Source organism: Microbispora sp. ATCC PTA-5024 (assembly GCF_000511135.2).
Taxonomy (GTDB): Bacteria; Actinomycetota; Actinomycetes; order Streptosporangiales; family Streptosporangiaceae; genus Microbispora; species Microbispora corallina.
Genome location: NZ_KI866525.1, coordinates 155,931 through 174,253, shown reverse-complemented (window position 1 = coordinate 174,253; position 18,323 = coordinate 155,931). Strand labels below are relative to the sequence as shown.

Sequence of the window (18,323 nt, the reverse complement as noted above, 5' to 3'; positions counted from 1 at the left end):
TTCTCGAGAGGGCCAGTCATGGGTGCCGTGCTTCGTACATCGCCGTTGGCGTCTCGTTGGGTGGCGGCCGCCGCCGGTGTCGTGCTGGTGGGGAGTGCGCTGGCGGGCGTGCAGGCACCGGCGGTGTGGGCCGCCGGCGGGCCTCCCGGGCTGCCGGGGCTGGCGTGGGGTGCGCCGAATGCGGGCCATCCGGTGCAAAAGGCCGGGTCGGGGGGCGTGCTCGCGGGGTCGTCGGATGTGACGCCGTCGGGCCAATTCACCTACTCGATTCCGCTGGAGGTGCCGGCGGGACGGGCGGGAATCGCGCCGTCGCTGGCGCTGTCGTATGTCTCCTCCCCGGCGAACGGACCGCTCGGGGTGGGCTGGTCGCTGTCGGGAGCGGGCTCACTGATCACGCGTTGTGGGAAGACCCCGCAGATCGATGGGACACGGACCGGTGTGAGCTATGGCAAAGACGATCGGTTCTGCCTAGATGGCCAGGAACTGGTCGGGGTCGGGGGCACGTACGGCGATGGGGACGGGGAGTATCGGACGGCGTCCGACACGTTCGCGAGGATTCTGTCGGTGAACGAGCCGGCACTGCCGGGTGGCGACGGCTCGCCCGGCGTGCCGTCTTCTGCGGACACAGGTCCGGACATGTTCGTCGTCTATACCAAGAACGGCCTAATCAAGACGTATTCTGCACGGCGTGCGGTTCGCCGGGACAATGCTGTCTCGTTGACGGACGAGTCGTCGGGCGGCAACCTAGGCTGGCTGAGCAAGCTGGACGTGAAAGACGTTCCGGGAGCGGCGTCGAATCTCCGGGTGGCGTGGGAGCTGACGAGCGTCAAGGATCGTTCGGGCAATGAGATGCGTTACTCCTACCAGGATTTCTCCGATTCCTCGGGCGCGGAACAGTTGGTATCGGACATCACCTATACCTGGGGTCCGGGCAGGACGGCGCTGCGGAAGGTGCATTTCGTTTGGGGCGATCGGAAAGACCCCCAGACGGGCTTCGCCGATGATTCGCGGTCGTGGGTCTCGGGGGTTGCCTACAAGCAGACACACCGGTTGCAGGCTGTACAGATGTGGGCCCCTGATCCCGATCAGGTAAAACTCATCCGGACATATAGCCTGTCCTACCTTCCTATGGGCGGCAACACGGGTCGGACCAAGTCCATGCTGTCGAAGGTGACCGAGTGTGGCGAGTTGGGTGGCTGCCTGCAATCGAAGGAATTCACCTGGTCGGCTCCGGTGCAGCCGGGGTTCAACACGATCGTGGATCTGGGCGCTCTGCCACAGGCGACCTTGACCAAGCGTACGGGTGCCGATGACGCGATGATGGCGCCGGCTGCCCAGGTGGGGGATTTCAACGGCGATGGCCTGGACGATGTCGTGGTAAACGCGGGCGGGCCGAACCCGGTCAGTCCGGATCAGATACGCCTGGGTACCCGTGACGGCAAGGGCACGGTGTCTGTACTGGGCGAGCAGCATGATCTGAATGGGGTCGGGGCTTGGCCGGGTACAGGAGTCTTCGCCTCGGTAAAGGACGCTTCCGCGGTCGACTTGGAGGGCGATGGCAAGTCCGAGATGGTCCTGCGCCATTCCGCGGCGAACGCCGGGGCGTTCGACAAGCGAGAGTTCACCTCGGTCCTGTCCTGGTATCAGGAGGGCGGGAAGTTCGCCAGCGCCGGCGTGCAGGGCATTCACGGCAAGTCCGTGTGGGAAGAGTATGGCGATGTCGACGGGGACGGGCTTTTGGACAGGATCACCGCCGTCGATGATCAAGATTACATCGGCCCTGGCCATACTAGTGTGCAGCGCATCTGGTTTCAGAAGAATCTGGGTGGTGGCGCCTTCGCAGACCCACAGTCGCTGGTGTCAGGCAGCAACTGCGCACACCAGGTGATGGATCTTGATGGTGACGGCCGCGCTGACCTGCTCTTGGAAAGCAGCTCGTATAGCTCACCGGCGACCAAGGCTGTCACCACCCAATGCGGTGCCGGCCAGGAAACCTTCTTGTATCTCATTGATGACCAAGGCAACCGCACCGAGATCGAGGGCGGGGAGGGCCACACTCCCTTCTGGTTCGGCAAAGGACGGACGGTCCCCTACCTCAACCCTCAAGAGATCCAATATTCGTACCTAGCGGGGTATGACAAGAACGGCGACCCATACGTGGGCTGGGTAGACAACGCTCTGGGGTGGACGAAGGCCGTAACCGGGGACTTCAATGGTGACGGTCTCCGCGACACCCTTGAAGTGCCGACGACTCCCGGCGCGGTGGCGCATCTGTTGTGGAACACCGGCACCGGCCTGCTCTACCAGCAAGGCTCCTCGGTGACGGTCCCCGTGGATGACCTGGCCGATGTGCGCGTCGCCGACCTCAACGGTGACGGCCGCGACGACATCGTCACCTTCTACAACACCGGCCTGACACTGAAGCGGAACGCGCTCGACGACCCCTACGACGACGAAATCCTCCAGGCCGGGGGCGGTCAAGACAAGATCACCACTCTTGTTTCCAACGGCGACGGCAGCTTCACCCGAACCGATCGCAACACCGGCGCCGGGACGTCCCGGGCGGACGTCGGCCGGCCGCTTTCCCTCATCGGTGACTTCAATGGCGATGGCCTGCCCGACATCATGAAGGACGCCAAGATCGGTGGGCAGGGGCCGGACCACCTCCAGGTGATGTCGCAGGATCAGGTGACCTATGACCGCATCACCGCTGTGGGTGATGAGGGCGCTGCCGCCACGCGGGTGCAGGTGTCCTACTCCCAGTCCTGGTCCGATCACCAGAGCGAGGCGGCGGCGGGCCCCGGTTACACGTGGCCGTTGGTGGCCGACCGCAAGGGCATGACCGTGGTGCGGTCGGTGACCTCGCACGAGCAGGAGTTCTCCTCCATCCCCGGCTCCGGGACCGCGCACACCACCTACTACTCCTACGGGGCGCCGGTCACCAACGTCAGGGACGCCTGCACGCACTTCACCCAGTTCTTCGCCTGGAGTCCTGACACCGCGACCGAGACGATCACGACGTATGACACGAAGACGCTCAAGGCGGCGGGTCTGAATGCGACCGCGGACATCCAGCCGTTCGCTTCGGTGCCGTCGTCGGTGTCCACGGTCACGCTGGTGTCGCCGACGGGCAAGGACAGGGAGGCGCCCGGCGGGATCAGCAAGGGCCTGGCAGCCAGGATCACGACCGTCGTGAACGACACGCCGGACTTCCGGCTGCTCAACAACGACCACACCTTCGCGGTGTTCCCGTCCGGCTCGACTACTTATTCCTCGGAGGCGGCGGTCGACGTCGACTGGAACATCGACTTGTCCGCCACCAAACACCTGAACCACCTGATCTACGATCCGTCTCAGCTGCACCCCTATGCCGTGGCCAAAACGACGGACGTGCAGTTCGACGACTACGGCAATCAGACCCACATCAAGACCATCTCCGCCGCGGGCTCGGTCACCGAGACCAGCCGCAGCTACTACCTGTCATCGGACCGGGTCGACTCCTGGTTGATCAGCATCCCCCACGTGACCTCGACGACCTCAACCGAGCCCGGCCAGGCTGTGCCCGCACCGGTCACCCGCACCAGCCAGTACTTCGCCGACCCCTTGGGCCGACCCGACCGGACCGTGACGCAGCCCGGCACCCCCGACAAGGTCACCACCGTCTATGGTCTGGACCAGACCACTGGCGTTCAGGTGTCGCAGACGGTGAAGGCGGCCGGGCAGCCCGATCGGGTGACTCATACCGAGTACGCTCATGCGCTGCTCGGCGCCCAGTTCACCACCTGGCCCGACGAGCAGATCTACCCCACCCAGCAGTGGACCGAACACGACCAGACCGCTTACCGCCCCTCCACCTGGACCGCGACCCAGCCCGCCTACGGCGTCGCCGTCGCCACCATGACGCTGACCGGCACCCCGGCACCCGGCCCCAACCAGATTCCCCAGGGCGCGTCGACCGGATCGATGTTCGACGATCTCGGCCGCACCGTCGGCACCGTCGGGGACGGACAGCCGATCACCGATGCCACTTTCGCCGCCCACACCGACGGCAACGGGAAGATCGACGGGCTGACCACCACCACCACCGTTCAGACCGGCGCCCCTGGATCGGGTAAGACCCGCTCCACCACCGTGGTGACCGACCAGTTGGGCCGCACCCGCGCCTCGACGACCACCGGGTTCGACGGCAAACCCGTCACCGTCACCACCAGCTACGACGATCACGGCCGGCCCGCGACCGTGTCCCGCCCCAACAACCCGGCCGCGGTCACCCACACCACCTACGACAACCTCGGCCGCACCACCGCCGTCACCGGCCCGGACAACAGCCTCACCACGTACAGCTACCCCGACCCGTTCACCACCGTCGTCAGCGACCCAGCCGGACGGCTCACCAAAACCGTCACCGACCCCGCTGGGCGGACCATCTCGACCGGCTTGGGCTGGAAGGACGCGACCAACACCCTGCACTGGACCGTCGACAAGACCACCTACGGCCCCTTCGACCAGCCGTACCAGCACCTCGATCCGGACGGCAACATCAGTACCGCCGTCTATTATCCCACCGGCGCGCTCAAGCAGGCCACCGACCCCGACCACGGAACAGGCAGCTACACCTATCTCCCGACCGGTGAGATCGCCACCCAGACCCGGGGGACCGTTACCTCCACCTACTTCTACGACGACGAAGGCCGCCCGACCAAACGCGTCGACCACGACAACGCTGCCAACACCGATCAGACCGCCACCTTCACGTGGGACAGCGCCCCCTACGGCATCGGCAAGCCCGCCACCGCCACCAGCCCGGACGGCATCACCACGAGCATCGCCTACGACCACCTCGGCCGGACCGCCACCACCAGCTACACCGACGCAGCCCCCGGCTCGCTGTGCCCTGCCGCCGCCCCGTGCACCATCACCCAGACCTACGACGATCTGGGTCGCGCCTCCACCACTACCTACCCCCAGGCGCCGGGCCAGGCCCACCCGCTGACCATCAAGACCGGCTACACCGACTACGGCGACCCCGCCGACGTCATCGACGCCACCACAGGCCAGAACCCGCAGACCCTCAAACACATCACCGGCCGTAACGCCGACGGCGCGCTTACCGACGCCACCCTCGGCCAGGGCACGACCGTGTCCCAGGACTTCGATCCGGCCACCGGCCGGCTCAATACCACGACAACCACGACAGGGCCCGCACCGAACAAGACCACCCTGCAGCACCTGGCCTACACCTACTATGCAGACGGGAAGATCCACACCCGCACCCAGAACGACGCCGCCACCTCAGGCCAGGACCGCACCGACGCCTACACCTACGACGCCGCCGGCCAACTCCACACCTGGACGCTCACCAACGGCAATACAGCACCGTCCACCACCACCTACACCGACACGCTCACGGGCAACCTGACCGGGATCGCCAACGACACCGCTCTCACCCCGGCCACCACCAACACCTACCCCCAGCCCAAGCAACCCCACGCTCACGCTCCTGACACCGCCACCAACCCGGCCGGAGCAGGCGCCGAGACCTACCATTACGACGATCTCGGCCGGCAGACCTCCATCACCGGACCCAACAACACCACGGTCCGCAGCACCACCTACACCCCCTTCGACCTGCCGCGCACCATGACCACCTCGGCAGGCACCACCACCTTCGCCTACGACGCCGCCGGCACCCGGATGAAGCAGACCGGCCCCCTCGGCACGACCTTCACCATCCCCGGCCTATTCGAACACCGTGTCGACCCCCAAAACCACCACACCTGGGTGTTCTATATCGCCGGCGTCGGTCAGATCGCCTACAACGGCCAGACCAACACCATCGAATACACCCTCACCGACCCCCAAGGCACTGTCACCGGCGTCACCGACGGAGCCGGGAAACTCACCCAACCCACCTTCTATGACCCCTACGGCGCCCGGACCCAAGTCACCGGAGCCCCGATCCCGGCTGGAAACCAGAACCCGGCCACCGGCGGCGACGTCCAGAATGGCTACACCGGCCAGCACCACGACGACAACCTACGCACCATCAACTACAACGGCCGCATCTACGACCCCGGCACCAAGACCTTCCTCACCCCCGACCCGCACCCCCACCACCCCTACAACTACGCCGCAAACGATCCCATCAACATCACCGACCCGACCGGCTACGACCCCGACCCGGCCGGCAACGACCCCTGCCAGCTGTATGGGATCTGCGACCCGAACAACCAAGCCGTCTACGGCACGCCCATCACCCAGCAGCCGACCTCCATCCTTGACTCGATCCTGGACACCCTGACATCCGCCTACGCCTACCTCCTCACCGACCCCATCGGCCCCCTGATGGACCAATTCGCCGCATACCAGGAATGGCGCGGCGAAACCTGGGACGACTGGGTGATCACCGGCGAGAACATCTTCGACCCCCTCGGCCTGCACCCCACACCCGCCATCACCATCACCAACGGCGACGTGGTCGACTACAGCCTCGCCGCGGCAAGCCTGCCCATCCCCGAAGAAGAAGCAGTACCCGCCGGCTTCGCCGCGCTCAACGCGGCATTCCAAGGAACCAACGAAGCTCTCCAGGCCACCGCGGGCGCGTTTGACGGCGAGATAGCAGCAGCCGAGACCAGCGTGAAAGTCGACGCCGCTGCTAGCCTCAGCGAACCGGGGCCGCAGTTCGTCACCAGGTCGACGACTGGTGCGGAGTCTATTGAGGCGATGGTGGACCCGGTGGAGACCGCGCAGCGGCTGGAAGCAGCGGGCGGAAGTCGCGTCTTCTACGTCAATGCCAGCGGTGAGGCTGCGGCGATGCGCGTCAACGGCGGCATCGCCACGTGGGACACGGAGACCACGGCCAGTTTCAACTTCACCGGAATGGAGGATCTTGCCCGTCAGAACCCCGGGACTGCGCTATCGCTCGGGAGCAGATCCCACGGCGACCTGTTCGGCAACTGGGCTGCGATCGACGCGAGTTTGATCGACGATGAGCTCTACGCGGAAGATCTCACGCTCAGGTATACCAGCTCGAACCCGGCGGTCCAGGACGCGGCCGTTTGGGACGTCTCTTCTCCAGTCGAGAGGATGCTGCACTTCGAGTCAGCAGGCACCCAGATCGACGGTTGGTGCTACAGCACCCTGTCCTGCTCTCTGCGGTAACCCAGCCCCTGGACATATGCGGTTAGCCGTCTCGCTCGGCGGCTCCTGCTCACCCGCCCCGACAGGCCGCGCGAGGCCGACACCACATTGCCGCAGGAACTCGCGGGTACGTGCCCCGAACTGACCGAACTCGACCGCCTGGTCCGTGCCTTCGCCGAACTCCTCACCCCGGCCGCAGGCAACGACGCCAAACTCGCCGCCTGGCTCACCGACGCCCGGACTGGGTTCGACCTCCTGCGCCACCGCATCCTGCTGCGCTGAAGATCACCTAGCGTCACCACCGCCTACGGGACAGACCCGTTGTTTTGCACAGTCCCACCAAGCCCCCCCCGACTCGACCATTTACCCGCTGGCCGCGGGCCAGGTGGCAATCCTCTGAAACCGTGGAGACGTTTCTACGCGGCGATGTGCGCCGCCGCCGGTCCGCGCGACGACGTGCCTCATCCGCGCGCCACGCCATGCCGCTGGGCCTGCGGACCCATGAGGGCGATCCGCTCCCCGGTCGGCTGCGCTCCTGCGACGGAAACCTAAGGGGAGGAATAAGGGCCGCACCCTGGTCTGCGCCGCTTGGTCACGGCAAAGCATGAGGAATCACTCCCGCTGGCCTCATGACGGCGAAGCACTCGGAGCGGTATATGGAAGGACTCATCCAATGACACAACACATGACCGACGTCGAATCCTCGGACCGTCATCAGTCTCGGAGGGCCGCCGACCGGATCGTCGATCAACTGGTCGCGCTCGGGGTGACCACGTTCTTCGGCGTCCCGGGGGGACCGGTCATACCGATCTTCGACGCGGTCCTGGGCCATCCGGAGACGCGCCTCATCGAGTCGCGGCACGAGACCGCCGCTCTCTTCAGCGCGATGGGTTACTGGTCGGAGGCGGGACGGGTACCCGGCGTGCTGGTCACCGCTGGACCGGGAGGCATGAACGCCGTCACCGGGTTGGCGGCCGCCTTCTGCGAAGGCGTCCCGGTGGTCGTCATTTGCGGTGACGTGGCCTGGTCGGCGACAGGCGGCCGCATGCTCCAGGACATGGGGCCGGGGGGGCTGTCCTATGAGCAGACGGTCGAGCACTTCACGCGCAGGACCGTCCGGATCGTCAACAGCGGCTCCGCCGCGGCCCACGCACACGAGGTCGTCATCGCGGCGACTCGTCCAGGGAACGAGGGACCCGCGCTGCTGATGGTCTCGAACGACACGGCCATGACCCCCGCGCAGGCGATCAGGATCCCGCCTCAGCCGCGCGATCGCGGCGTCCGCCGGGACAGCGGTTGGAACGGGGACGCACTCGACGGTGTGGCGGCAGATGTCGTCCGGAGGCTGGCGGGAGCCCGCCACCCGCTGATCATCGTCGGAGGCGCCGCGAGGGACCTGCGAGCAGAGGTCGAGGCTCTGGTCGACGGTCTCAACGTCCCATTCGTCTGCACTCCTCGAGGGAAAGGCGTCCTCTCGGAGCGTCATCCGCTGTCTCTGCGCCACTCCGGGCTGGCCGCCTCCTGGTGGGCGCGCCACTACACGGCTCTGGGCGTCGACGCGGCCCTGGCGCTGGGAACCGATCTCGACGACTGCTCGATCGGTTCGCTGGCGCTGGTCGAGCCGGGAGGCTACCTCGCTCACGTCGATCTCGATCCGAGTGTCTTCTCGCGGAACATTCCCACGACGACGGGGATCGCCGCTCCCCTCGCTGACTTCCTCGTGTCGGCCAACAGACAGGCGAGGGGGATCCGCCATCCGGACGGCCTGCGTCTCAAGGCGAAGATCGCAGAGCAAAGCTCCTTCCAGGAGCCCGGCTTCGCGACGGACGAGAGATTCCCGGTCGCGCCGCACCGGATCATCGCCGACCTCCAGGAGTCGGCCCCGCAGGGCACCCGGTTCGTCACGGACATCGGAGAGCACATGCTCTTCGCGCTGCACTACCTCACCGTGGACGATCCCTCGTCATTCGCCATCCACCTCGGGCTCGGAAGCATGGGATCGGGGATAGGCTCGGCCGTCGGAAGGGCTCTGGCGGACCCGGCCCGGCCGGTGGTGTGCATCTGCGGCGACGGAGGAATGCAGATGCTAGGCGCGGAGGTCCTCACCGCCGCGAAATACTGTTTGCCGATCGTCTTCGCCGTTTTCAACGACGGCCGGTACAACATGGTCTACCACGGATACCGACAGATGTTCGATCGCACCGAGCCGTGGTCCACTCCGTGGATCGACTTCGCCGCCTGGGCAGGGGCCCTCGGCGTCCCCGGCCGCCGGATCACCCGGCCCGGCGAGATCACGCCCGAGCTGTTCGCCGAGCTGACGGCGCAGGGCGGCCCTTCCGTCCTGGACATCCGACACGACCCGGAGATCCGGATCCTCGGGGCCGGCCGTGTGGAGGCCCTGCAGCAGATGTCCGTCCCACGGAGCGCGAGATGAAGGGACCGTCTATCCTGTCCTGCCGGCATGCCCTTCCCGACCAGATCAGGACCAACGACGACCCGGTGTTCCAGGGCATCGACGCCCTCGACTCGGCGGAGGAACTACGGCTCTTCCACGGGATGCGGGAACGGCGCGTTCTCGAAGAGGACCAGAACATCACCGATCTCATGGTCGCCGCTTCGCGGAATGCCCTCGAGGCCGCGCGGATCGATGCGGAGGAGATACGGCGCGTCTACGGGTACGCGTCCCTGTCAGAGTACCGGGCGCCCAATTCCCTGTACGAGGTTCACGCACGTCTGGGACTGCGGCGTGACTGCGCGGTGCTCCCCCTGCACAGTGAGTTCGACGGCGTCATCCTGGCGCTGATGCTCGCACGCGACGCCTGGCTCGGCGCGGACAGAGGACCGTTCCTCGTGACGGTCGGCTCGACATGGAGCCGAGGCGTCGACTACAGCAAACCCCACTCGCTGGCCGTGGGCGACGGCGCGGCGGCCCTGGTCGTCGGCCCCGGCGACCACATGCTGGTCCGTGACGTGGCCGTGGCCGTGGACGGCTCCCGGTATGGGCACATCAGGGTGGCCGAGCGGAGCGCCGGAGTCGATCCGGACGGGCGCACCCTGTTCTTCCGCCCGACGTTCGAGATCACCAAGGCCGGCCGCGCCGATTTCACCGACTTCGGCGCCGGCGAGCTGCCTGTGCTCGTCCACCGGCTCCTGCGTGGGAACGACGTGTCACCGGAAGACGTCACCTTCATCGGTCACCAGGCGAGCCAGCATCTGATCGACGCATGGAGCGAGCAGATCAAACCGGGGAGATACCTGCACACCTTCCCCTCGCTCGGGAACATGACCAGTGCCAGCGCCGCGGTGACGCTGGCACTCCACGGGGACGAGGTGGACACCCCTTACCTGGTTCTCGGCGGGGTCGGTCCGGGGGCCAACGCCAGCGCGGTTCTGATCGAGTGCTGAGCCGGGCCTGAGGGACGGTGACGTCGCCGCTCTTGTCCTCGGCGGGGCCTGTCCAGTAAACGGCTCTGTCCCGTAATCGGTTCTCGCTGGGGTGTCCACGGCAGACGTTCCGTGAACAGGTGCCGGGGCTACTGGAGCGCTACCAGCGCCGCACCAATCGGCTCACCGGCCGGCTGGCAGCGGTGGTCAGAGAGCTCGCAGACCGGGCGGCCGCTCGCCTGTCAGAGGCACTGAATGTCGCGACCTCGAGGTCTGCGGCACTGCGGCTGCTCATGCGGTTGCGCTGCCGCCACCGCGGGTCCCCCGCGTGCTCGGGGTCGATGACTTCGCTCTCAAACGCCGCCGCCGACGTCCGGTTCGGCGAGAGGTCCGGGGAAACGGACCGGGAGCGATCCCGGCACCGCTCCCCGGGCCTACTCAGCGGTAGCGCTCAGTGATCTTCAGCGCAGCAGGATGCGGGGCGCAGGAGGTCGGACCCAGCCGGCCGTGCATCCGCCGCATGATTCTCTTCGTTCGTGTGCTGACGCCCGTCTCGTGCGGGCTGTTTGTGTTCGCGGTCGGGCATCCGGCCTGCCGTTCTGGGCGCTGCCGGCCATCGCCGCCACGACCGGGCTGGGCGGCGGGAACTTCGCCTCCTCGATGGCCAACATCACGCACTTCTACCCGGCGGCCGAGCAGGGCCTGCCGCTCGCGCTCAACGCGGCCGGCTCCTTCTTCCTGATGAACAACCTGCGTAAGGCGTCCTCGCCGTACACCGCGGCGGAGAAATGGACGATCTCGCGGCGGCCGCAGAGGATCGTCAGGTCCGTCCTCTACATCGGGACCTTCGGCTCGTTCATCGGCTACTCCTTCTCGTTCGGGGTGCTGATCAAGTCGCAGTTCCCGCATGTGGACGTCTCCCACTTCATCTGGCTCGGGGCGTTCATGAGGTCAGTGGCGCCCGGTGGGCGGCTGGCAGGCCGACCGATTCGGCGGCGCACGTGTCACGATGGCCGACTTCCTGCTGATGGGGCTCGGCGTGGCCGGGGTGCGGCGGCGCTCAGCGCCCGAATCTGGAACGCTTTCCTGGCCGCGTTCTTGTTCGTGTTCGCCGCCACTGGCATCGGCGACGGTTCGACGTACCGGGTGATCCCGGCGATCTTCCGCGCGCAGGCGCAGTCGGGCGTGGACGCCGCCGATCCCGCGGCGGCGCCCGCCGCGGCCGAGGTGAGGCGCCGGCACGCGGCCGCCGCGATCGGCATCAGTTCGGCCGCCGGCGCGTCCGCTGATGAGGTCCGGCCGGGGCGCCCCGCTGCTGCCGTGCGCGTGGGAGGAGGCGCTCTCCCGGGTCGACAGCGGGATCAGGCGGCTGTGGCGCGAGCGCGGGCGCGACGCCGTCCGGCGACGGACGGGTCTGCTGCTCCCCGACGCACTCCCAGGCTCCGCTGGGGAGGAGCTGGAACCCCTCTGCCACTGCAACGGCGTCAATGCAGAGGAGACCGGGGAGCAGCGGCGCCGGGCAGCCCGCACGATTGAGCAGGCCAGCGCCCGGACCAGGTGGGACGGGCACCCGGCTTCGGCATATGCGTGGACCGGATAGGCGAGCTGCTGGAGCGGCTCGACCGCGGTGGTCAGGCTGCGGAAGGGCCCGCCGCCCTCACCGTTCCATCCGGGTGAGCAGGTCGCGGCGGCTGGTGACACCGAGCTTCTTGTAGACGTGGTGCAGGTGGTTGCCCACGGTCCGCATCGACAGGACCAGTCGCTCGGCGATCTCCTTGTCGGACAGGCCGCGCGCCGCCAGCAGCGCGATGTCGCGCTCGCGGGCGGTCAGCGGCTGCACCTCGTCGACCGCGTGCAGAGCCGGGGTCGCGGCGCCGCACTCGGCGGTCAGGGCCTGGGCGAGGCCCGCTGCCGAGGTGGCGGCTCGGTCCTTTCCGGATCGGCGTAGCAGGCGCGAGAGTTCCGCGAACGCCTCCGCGGCGAACAGCTTCGCGCCGACCGCGACGAAGGCGTCGGCGGTCTCCTGCAGCAGATCCGGGTCCCTGGTGGCCAGCGCGCGGGCGTAGGCGAGGCGGGCGGCCAGGAACGGTCCCTGGACGGGTGCGTCCCAGAACGGGGCCGCCTTGGTGGCCGCCCCCAGCCGGGCCATCTCGTGGACTGCGACCGCGACGTCGCCGTGGCCGCCGCTGGCCCGGGCGGACTCGGCGGCCGCCGTCAGCAGCCTCGCTGCCCGTTCGTGATCGCAGTTCATCGCCGCGACCCGGGCCTGCGCCGCCGCCTGCAGGACCGAGTTGTTGCTCTCGGCCATCGCGGCGATCGGGGAGGAGTCCCTGTCATCGATCTCCGGGGCGGCCAGGCAGGTCCGCGCTAGGAGGCGGAACACCTGGGCCTTGCGCTCCCACACCTCCCAGCCGGTCTGGTAGGCGGGGGTGAGCGTGAAGTAGTCCAAGGCGCGCCGGGCCTCGCCCATATCAAGAAGCGCCGAGCCGAGGGCCAGGCCCCGGCGGGCGTCCAGGCCCGCCTGGCGGTTCCGGACCGCGGCCGCGTACTCGGCCTCCAGCACCGCGATGGCCTCTTCCAGCCGCCCCGCGGCTTGGAGGGCTCCGGCGTACATCTCCTCGGCCGAGCCCTCGTGCAGGACCAGGCATCCGTCATCGCGGCCCGCGAGGACGTCCTCGTAGACCCTGATGGCGTCGAGCGGCCGTCCGGCATGGCACAGCGCGCCCATCAGGAAGAGCGCCGCCTCCGCCCGGCTCTCGCCGCGCTCGTCGCGGATCAGCTCCCCGGTCAGGTCGAGGGTGCGCAGGAAGTCCCCCTTGAAGTAGGCGATCATGGCCCGGTACAGATCGCTGCGGGCGCCGCCGAGGCCGTCGAGGAGTAGCTCGGCCTCCTCCAACCGGCCCTGCAGTATCCACGCGCGCACCCGGCTCAGGTCGATCTCGGTCCGCGGTCCCGCGGTCTCGCGCAGATCGCCGAGCACCGCGAACGCCCCGTCGAAGTCGGCCTGGGAAATGAGGATGTGGGCGTACAGGAGCCCACCCTCCACGGACTCGTAGTGCAGCCAGGAGGTCTGCGCGATTCGCCCGGCGGCCTTGAGGTCCTGGACCCCATACAGGTAGCGGGCCGTCTCCAGGAGCTCGGTCGCGGTGGGCGTCTCGCCGATCTCCAGACGCCAGGCGACGGTCCGCGCCTGTTCGCGGCGAGTCCGGCGGGTACCGGCATAGGCCTCGATGAGCAGACCGAGGTATTGCCTGCCGCGCAGCACGGGCAGATCGTGGCGGACGATGTGCCCGATCAGCGGATGGGCGAGGTGGACATGGAGCCGGTCGCGGCCGCCTTCTTCCGCGGGCCGGACCCGGATCAGCTCGCGAGTCTCGATCGCCACGAGGTCGGCCGGGGAAATGAGCGACTCCAGGATGGCCAACGGCACCGGCTCGGCCAGGGCGACGAGTTCCAGGGCGCGGTGGGGGGCGACGGACAGCTCGTCGATCTTCGAGCCGAGCAGCTCACGCAGCGGCAGGGAGACCGGGACACCGTCCCCGAGGATCCAGCGGCCGTTCTCGAAAGAGAGGGTCCCCAGCTCTAGGGCCCCGCGCATCAGCTCGCGCAGGACCAGCGGGTAGCCGTCGGACATCTCGGCGAGGCGGACGGCGCCGTCGTAGGCGAGCTGGTCGTCCAGCAGCGCCGACGCGAGCCGCCGCGTGCTCTCGGTGTCCAGCGGCGCGAGGTCCATCCGGGCGATGTGGTCGTCCTTCCACAGACGGGTGAGGGCGGGCGGCATGTCGGCCTCGGTGCTGGCGGCGAGGATCAGCAGGCCCCGCTTGCGCCGCGCGAACTCCAGGATCAGCTCGGAGGAGACCGGGTCGAGCAGGTGGGCGTCGTCGGCCACCAGCACGGTCTTGCGGCCCTGGCCCGCCTGGCCGAGGGACCGCATCAGATCGACCATCCGCGGGCGCCGCTCGGGGAGCGGCTGCCGGTGCGCTCCCGCCCCTGCGGCATCGGCGAGAGCGGCGCCGTCGAGGCCGGCTTCGGGCCATCCGGGGGAGAGGTGGACGACGGAGGCTCTCCGGGCGAAGGCATCCGCGGCCTCCTCCAGCAGCCGGGTCTTGCCGACGCCGTTGCGGCCCGCGAGGAGGACCCCGGCCCGGCCGCGCGGCTGCTGGAGCAACCGCAGGAGCGTCTCCCTCTCCCGGTCCCGGCCGATGAGCGGGACGTCCCTGGTGGATACCTCACAGGCGCTGAGTGCCGGGCGCTCACGCCATCGCGGCTGTTGAAGGGTGTCTCCTGTCCGTGTCATGAGGGTACCTCGACCTCTCCAGTAAGGCTCGTAGGAATGTGTCAGCGGAACGGCCGGAGAAACGGCGCGATCGGCTCCGGTCACCCGAGGAAAGGCGGGGTTCACTGGTGACCCGGGTTTTACTCTGGTCATCTCCGTTGCTGTGGCGCTTCGTGGGGAGCTTCCATGGAGTGGGTGATTCAACCATGCGCTTCGGGCCGCTCCTCGTCCTTCGGGACCACCACCCAAATGCACCCCAACATTTCTCCTGGCTTTCCCCTCGTACCGGAAGACTTGGCCGGAGAAGGGGTGGGCGTGGGAAAGATCGGCCGCAGGTTCGATCCGGAGTTCTGGGCGGGTACGGTGCCCATCGTCTGGGAGACGGGTAGTCCATTGCTCAGGTCGCCAGGGACTTGGGAATCAATGCGGGGACGCCGGCCGACTGGGTGCAGTGGACCGGTTGGCCCGCGAGCGGGATACCACCTCTGGCGGGGAGGCGGCCTTCATCGCTTTCCAGAAAAGCGAGCATGGCGTCTCCACGCGCTGACCTGCCAGGTCCTGGGTGACTCGCAGGCGTGGTTGTACAAGCGTGACCGGGCACGGGCCACCCGGCGGCGGCGACAAGCCAACCTGGATGGGACGATCACAGCCAGGTCCAGGCCTCGACCGGTACGGATCCCCGCGCACCACCCAGGACCTGTACCAGGATGGCTGGCGGGTGTCGGTCAACACGGTGGCCATCGCGGCCTCGGCCTGGTCGCCGACACCGCAGCAAACCCCGATCGCTGACCAGGGCCTGCAAAGCGGCCGGCCGTGCCTGACCTGATGGATACACCGGAAGTTCACAGCGGTCGGACCGCACCTCTTGTGGTGCGGAAAGCTCACCGAGATCCCGCCGACGAAGGCAAGGCTGTGCCTGGCGACGGTGGAGGACCTGTTCTCCCGCCGGATGCTCGGCTTCGCCATGTCCGCCCACCACGACGCCGCGCTCACGATCGCGTCGCGCCCGCAGATGGGCTACCCATATCGACTACGAGGAACGGATCGAGGCTACCCGAGCAGCCGCCAGGGCGATGGCCCAGGAGACCATCGCCGCATAGAAACGTCTTCACGCTTTCAGGGGACTGCCCAGCAGGTTGAAGATCAAGCTAGAGGACATGCTCGTGGGGAGATATCGAACATCATTAGGGGCGGATTAGGTATCCCCCCTGATGTCCGGGGGTCGGGAATCGGTAAGTGTTGTGCGCCGGAGGCAATAGCCCTTGGGGCCGCTCCGTCCGAATTCCTTCGGCCGGTAGCGGCTCAATGGCTCCGGACCCGGTGGCGGGTGTGATGCGGGAGGTTCATCGACATGTCAGTAGCACCGGTCGCCCTCTATCCGAAGCCATTTGAGATCCGGCTGTTGGTCGCAGGTCAGGACCCCGTCCAGAGGCTGGGAATCCGCAGCCTATTTGAGAACCAGCCGACCGTCCATGTGGTCGCCGAGGTGGCCTCTCCGCGCGATGTCATCGAGCAGACTCTCCGGTCAAGACCGCAAGTATTGGTCATCGGCGTGCCGATCCTTACGGAGGAGGGCATCAAGTTCCTGAAAGTCGTCGCCGGGCTGACTCGCGTCATCGTCCTCACCTACTCCTCCAACGCCGTCGCGTTGCAGCGAATGCTGAAGTCCGGCGTGGCGGGTTGCCTGGTCCACGGCAGGTTCACCGTCGTCGACCTCGTCCGGCTAGTGATGGGCACGGGCCGGGCCGACCGCTCCGTGCTCCGGCCGGACTCGGAGATCTCGGTCAGCGGCGCCATGGTCGCGGTGGGCGCGGAATCGCTGCGCGGTTTCCTGTCCGACCGGGAGGCGCAGGTCATGGACCGGATCGCAGACGGGATGAACAACATCGAGATCGCCCGCCTCCTGAAGGTCAGCGAGAAGACCGTCAAGAACCACGTCAACCACATCTTCGCCAAACTGGGCGTGAAGAGTCGCGCGCAGGCCATCGTGCTGTGGCTGCGCGCGGGCGAGTCGGGCGTGTGGGCCGTCCCGAGCCCTGGCCCGACGCCGTCCCGCAGGGAGGCGTGGGCCAACGTCGTGGCGGTCTGATGTCTTATCGCGCGTATGCATCCCCGCATCGCCGACGGGTGCACCGCCGAGAAAGGACCACAGTAATTATTGAGGATCAGTGGCCGGCGCCGCCCAGATCGCCGACCATCGACTTCGACCCTCTCTCCGCAGAGTTCAGGGAGCGCCACCAACCGGGATACGCGCGCCTTCGACGACCCCGCCGAGATACGACAGGACCGCTTCCCCAATCGGCACCTGCCCTTCGGCGTTGGCGTGCACCGCTGTGTGGCGCCGACCTGGCCCGAATGCAGTTCACTGTCATCCTGCGAACCGTCCTGGAGCGCATCCCCGACTTCATGGTCAGCGAAGCCGTCCCGTATCCCGATCTCGGCGGACCAAACGGCTACGTGAGCATGAAAGCCAGCTTCGCTCCCGCCCCACGGCAGAAAGGCCGATCATGACCCCTGAGTCCGGTCCCGTCCGCGTACGCGTGACCAGGTCACCTGCCATGGACACGCCCTCTCCACGTGCAGGCCCCACTGCTCTATCCCATCGACGAGGACGGCTGCACCACAATCGTCGACGAGCTGGTGCCAGCCGAACTCTCGCACCTAGCCAGGCGGGGGCGCGGCGGCCTGCCCGGAGTGTCCCATCCAAATCGAGTAAGCGTCGCAGATCATCATGAGCACGTCGGCGACGCCCCGGTTCTTGATCTCGGTCAGCACGTGCAGCCAGAACTTGGCGCCCTCGCCATCGTCGCCGGCCCACGGCCCGAGGATGTCGCGCTCGCCATCGGCGGCGACCGTCAGCGCGATGTAGATGGGCCGGTTGGCGACCTGCCGATCTCGGATTTTCACCTGGGTGGCGTCAATGAATACCACCGGATAGACCGACTTGGACACCTCCGCGCCGTAGACCTCGGCCAGGTGTGCGGAGATCTCGCCGGTGGTCAGGCCCTTGGCGGCCAGCGAGATGATCACTCTCATCGACACCGGACAGGCGCCGCTGCCGCTTGTGCACGATCTTCGGTTCGAAGCCGGCGTCCCGGTCGAGGGCACGTCGATCTCGACGGGCGCGACGTCGGTCATGACCGTCTTGGCGCGGGTGCCGTTGCGGGTGTTGCCGCTGCCACGACCGGGCGGATCGTGATTGTCGTAGCCGAGGTGGTCGGTGAGCTAGCCTTCCAGCGCTAGCTCGGTCAGCCGGCCCAGCAGCCCGTTCTCACCGACCAGCTCCAGCCCCTCGGCGCGGGGCTGTCGACCAGCCGGGCCGCCAGCTCCCGATCCGCCGATTCATGCTCTTTCCGCGCCACCGCGGCGTCCTCCAGGCGATCGTCTCAGATGCCTGAATCACCGTACGTGTGACTGGTGTCTCCTTGATCAGGAGTTACACCGTCGTTTGTGTAGTCCCAGTCCTCTCGGTGCAGGGGATAGGGGGTCGACTGCGGAGCGGGTCGTGCCTAGTGGCGAATCG

At 67.6% G+C, this 18,323-nt stretch carries 8 protein-coding genes and 2 pseudogenes; 8 read left to right on the top strand and 2 right to left on the bottom strand.

The window, feature by feature from the left end; genetic code table 11:
• The first annotated feature begins 60 nt into the window (after positions 1–60).
• The 6 genes and pseudogenes from MPTA5024_RS26750 to MPTA5024_RS26735 all read left to right on the top strand — a co-directional run bounded on the left by MPTA5024_RS26750 (position 61) and on the right by MPTA5024_RS26735 (position 12,060).
• The gene (locus MPTA5024_RS26750) at positions 61–7,161 is read left to right on the top strand and encodes an FG-GAP-like repeat-containing protein (protein WP_198167413.1); all 7,101 of its coding nucleotides are present in this window, start codon (positions 61–63) and stop codon (positions 7,159–7,161) included.
• An 87-nt stretch (positions 7,162–7,248) separates the two neighbouring features.
• Entirely contained in the window at positions 7,249–7,422 is a 174-nt protein-coding gene (locus MPTA5024_RS41330) for a hypothetical protein (protein ID WP_157099747.1), read from the top strand.
• 403 nt (positions 7,423–7,825) lie between these two features.
• Entirely contained in the window at positions 7,826–9,574 is a 1,749-nt protein-coding gene (locus MPTA5024_RS26745; RefSeq protein ID WP_036329760.1) for a thiamine pyrophosphate-binding protein, read from the top strand.
• Positions 9,571–10,545: a 3-oxoacyl-ACP synthase III family protein gene (locus MPTA5024_RS26740; RefSeq protein ID WP_036329758.1), complete on the top strand. Its 975-nt coding sequence runs from the start codon at positions 9,571–9,573 to the stop codon at positions 10,543–10,545. Before MPTA5024_RS26745 ends, MPTA5024_RS26740 begins: the two co-directional genes overlap by 4 nt.
• 86 nt (positions 10,546–10,631) lie before the next feature.
• A pseudogene (locus MPTA5024_RS43815) lies at positions 10,632–10,894 on the top strand (ISL3 family transposase); the annotation flags it as partial.
• A 290-nt stretch (positions 10,895–11,184) separates the two neighbouring features.
• Positions 11,185–12,060 carry a hypothetical protein gene (locus MPTA5024_RS26735; RefSeq protein ID WP_157099746.1) on the top strand — a complete coding sequence of 292 codons (876 nt, stop codon included), beginning with the start codon at positions 11,185–11,187 and terminating at the stop codon, positions 12,058–12,060.
• A gap of 121 nt (positions 12,061–12,181) precedes the next feature.
• On the opposite strand, the gene MPTA5024_RS26730 is transcribed toward MPTA5024_RS26735, so the two are convergent.
• Positions 12,182–14,821, bottom strand: a complete 2,640-nt coding sequence (locus MPTA5024_RS26730; RefSeq protein ID WP_198167412.1) for a helix-turn-helix transcriptional regulator — start codon at positions 14,819–14,821, stop codon at positions 12,182–12,184.
• Positions 14,822–16,151: 1,330 nt separating this feature from the next.
• Here MPTA5024_RS26730 and MPTA5024_RS43810 point away from each other — a divergent pair.
• Entirely contained in the window at positions 16,152–16,889 is a 738-nt protein-coding gene (locus tag MPTA5024_RS43810) for a response regulator transcription factor (protein ID WP_084370036.1), read from the top strand.
• 266 nt (positions 16,890–17,155) lie between these two features.
• On the top strand, positions 17,156–17,311 hold the full coding sequence (locus MPTA5024_RS41325) for a hypothetical protein (RefSeq protein WP_157099745.1): 156 nt from the start codon (positions 17,156–17,158) through the stop codon (positions 17,309–17,311).
• A 150-nt stretch (positions 17,312–17,461) separates the two neighbouring features.
• On the opposite strand, the pseudogene MPTA5024_RS40090 reads toward MPTA5024_RS41325, so the two are convergent.
• Positions 17,462–17,965, bottom strand: a pseudogene (locus MPTA5024_RS40090) (transposase); the annotation flags it as partial.
• Positions 17,966–18,323: the final 358 nt, after the last annotated feature.

Coding starts and splice junctions, on each gene's coding strand:
- MPTA5024_RS26745 (WP_036329760.1), top strand. CDS start 7,826: ATGACCGACGTCGAATCCTCGGACCGTCATCAGTCTCGGAGGGCCGCC.
- MPTA5024_RS26740 (WP_036329758.1), top strand. CDS start 9,571: ATGAAGGGACCGTCTATCCTGTCCTGCCGGCATGCCCTTCCCGACCAG.
- MPTA5024_RS26735 (WP_157099746.1), top strand. CDS start 11,185: ATGGCCAACATCACGCACTTCTACCCGGCGGCCGAGCAGGGCCTGCCG.
- MPTA5024_RS26730 (WP_198167412.1), bottom strand. CDS start 14,821: ATGACACGGACAGGAGACACCCTTCAACAGCCGCGATGGCGTGAGCGC.
- MPTA5024_RS43810 (WP_084370036.1), top strand. CDS start 16,152: ATGTCAGTAGCACCGGTCGCCCTCTATCCGAAGCCATTTGAGATCCGG.
- MPTA5024_RS41325 (WP_157099745.1), top strand. CDS start 17,156: ATGCAGTTCACTGTCATCCTGCGAACCGTCCTGGAGCGCATCCCCGAC.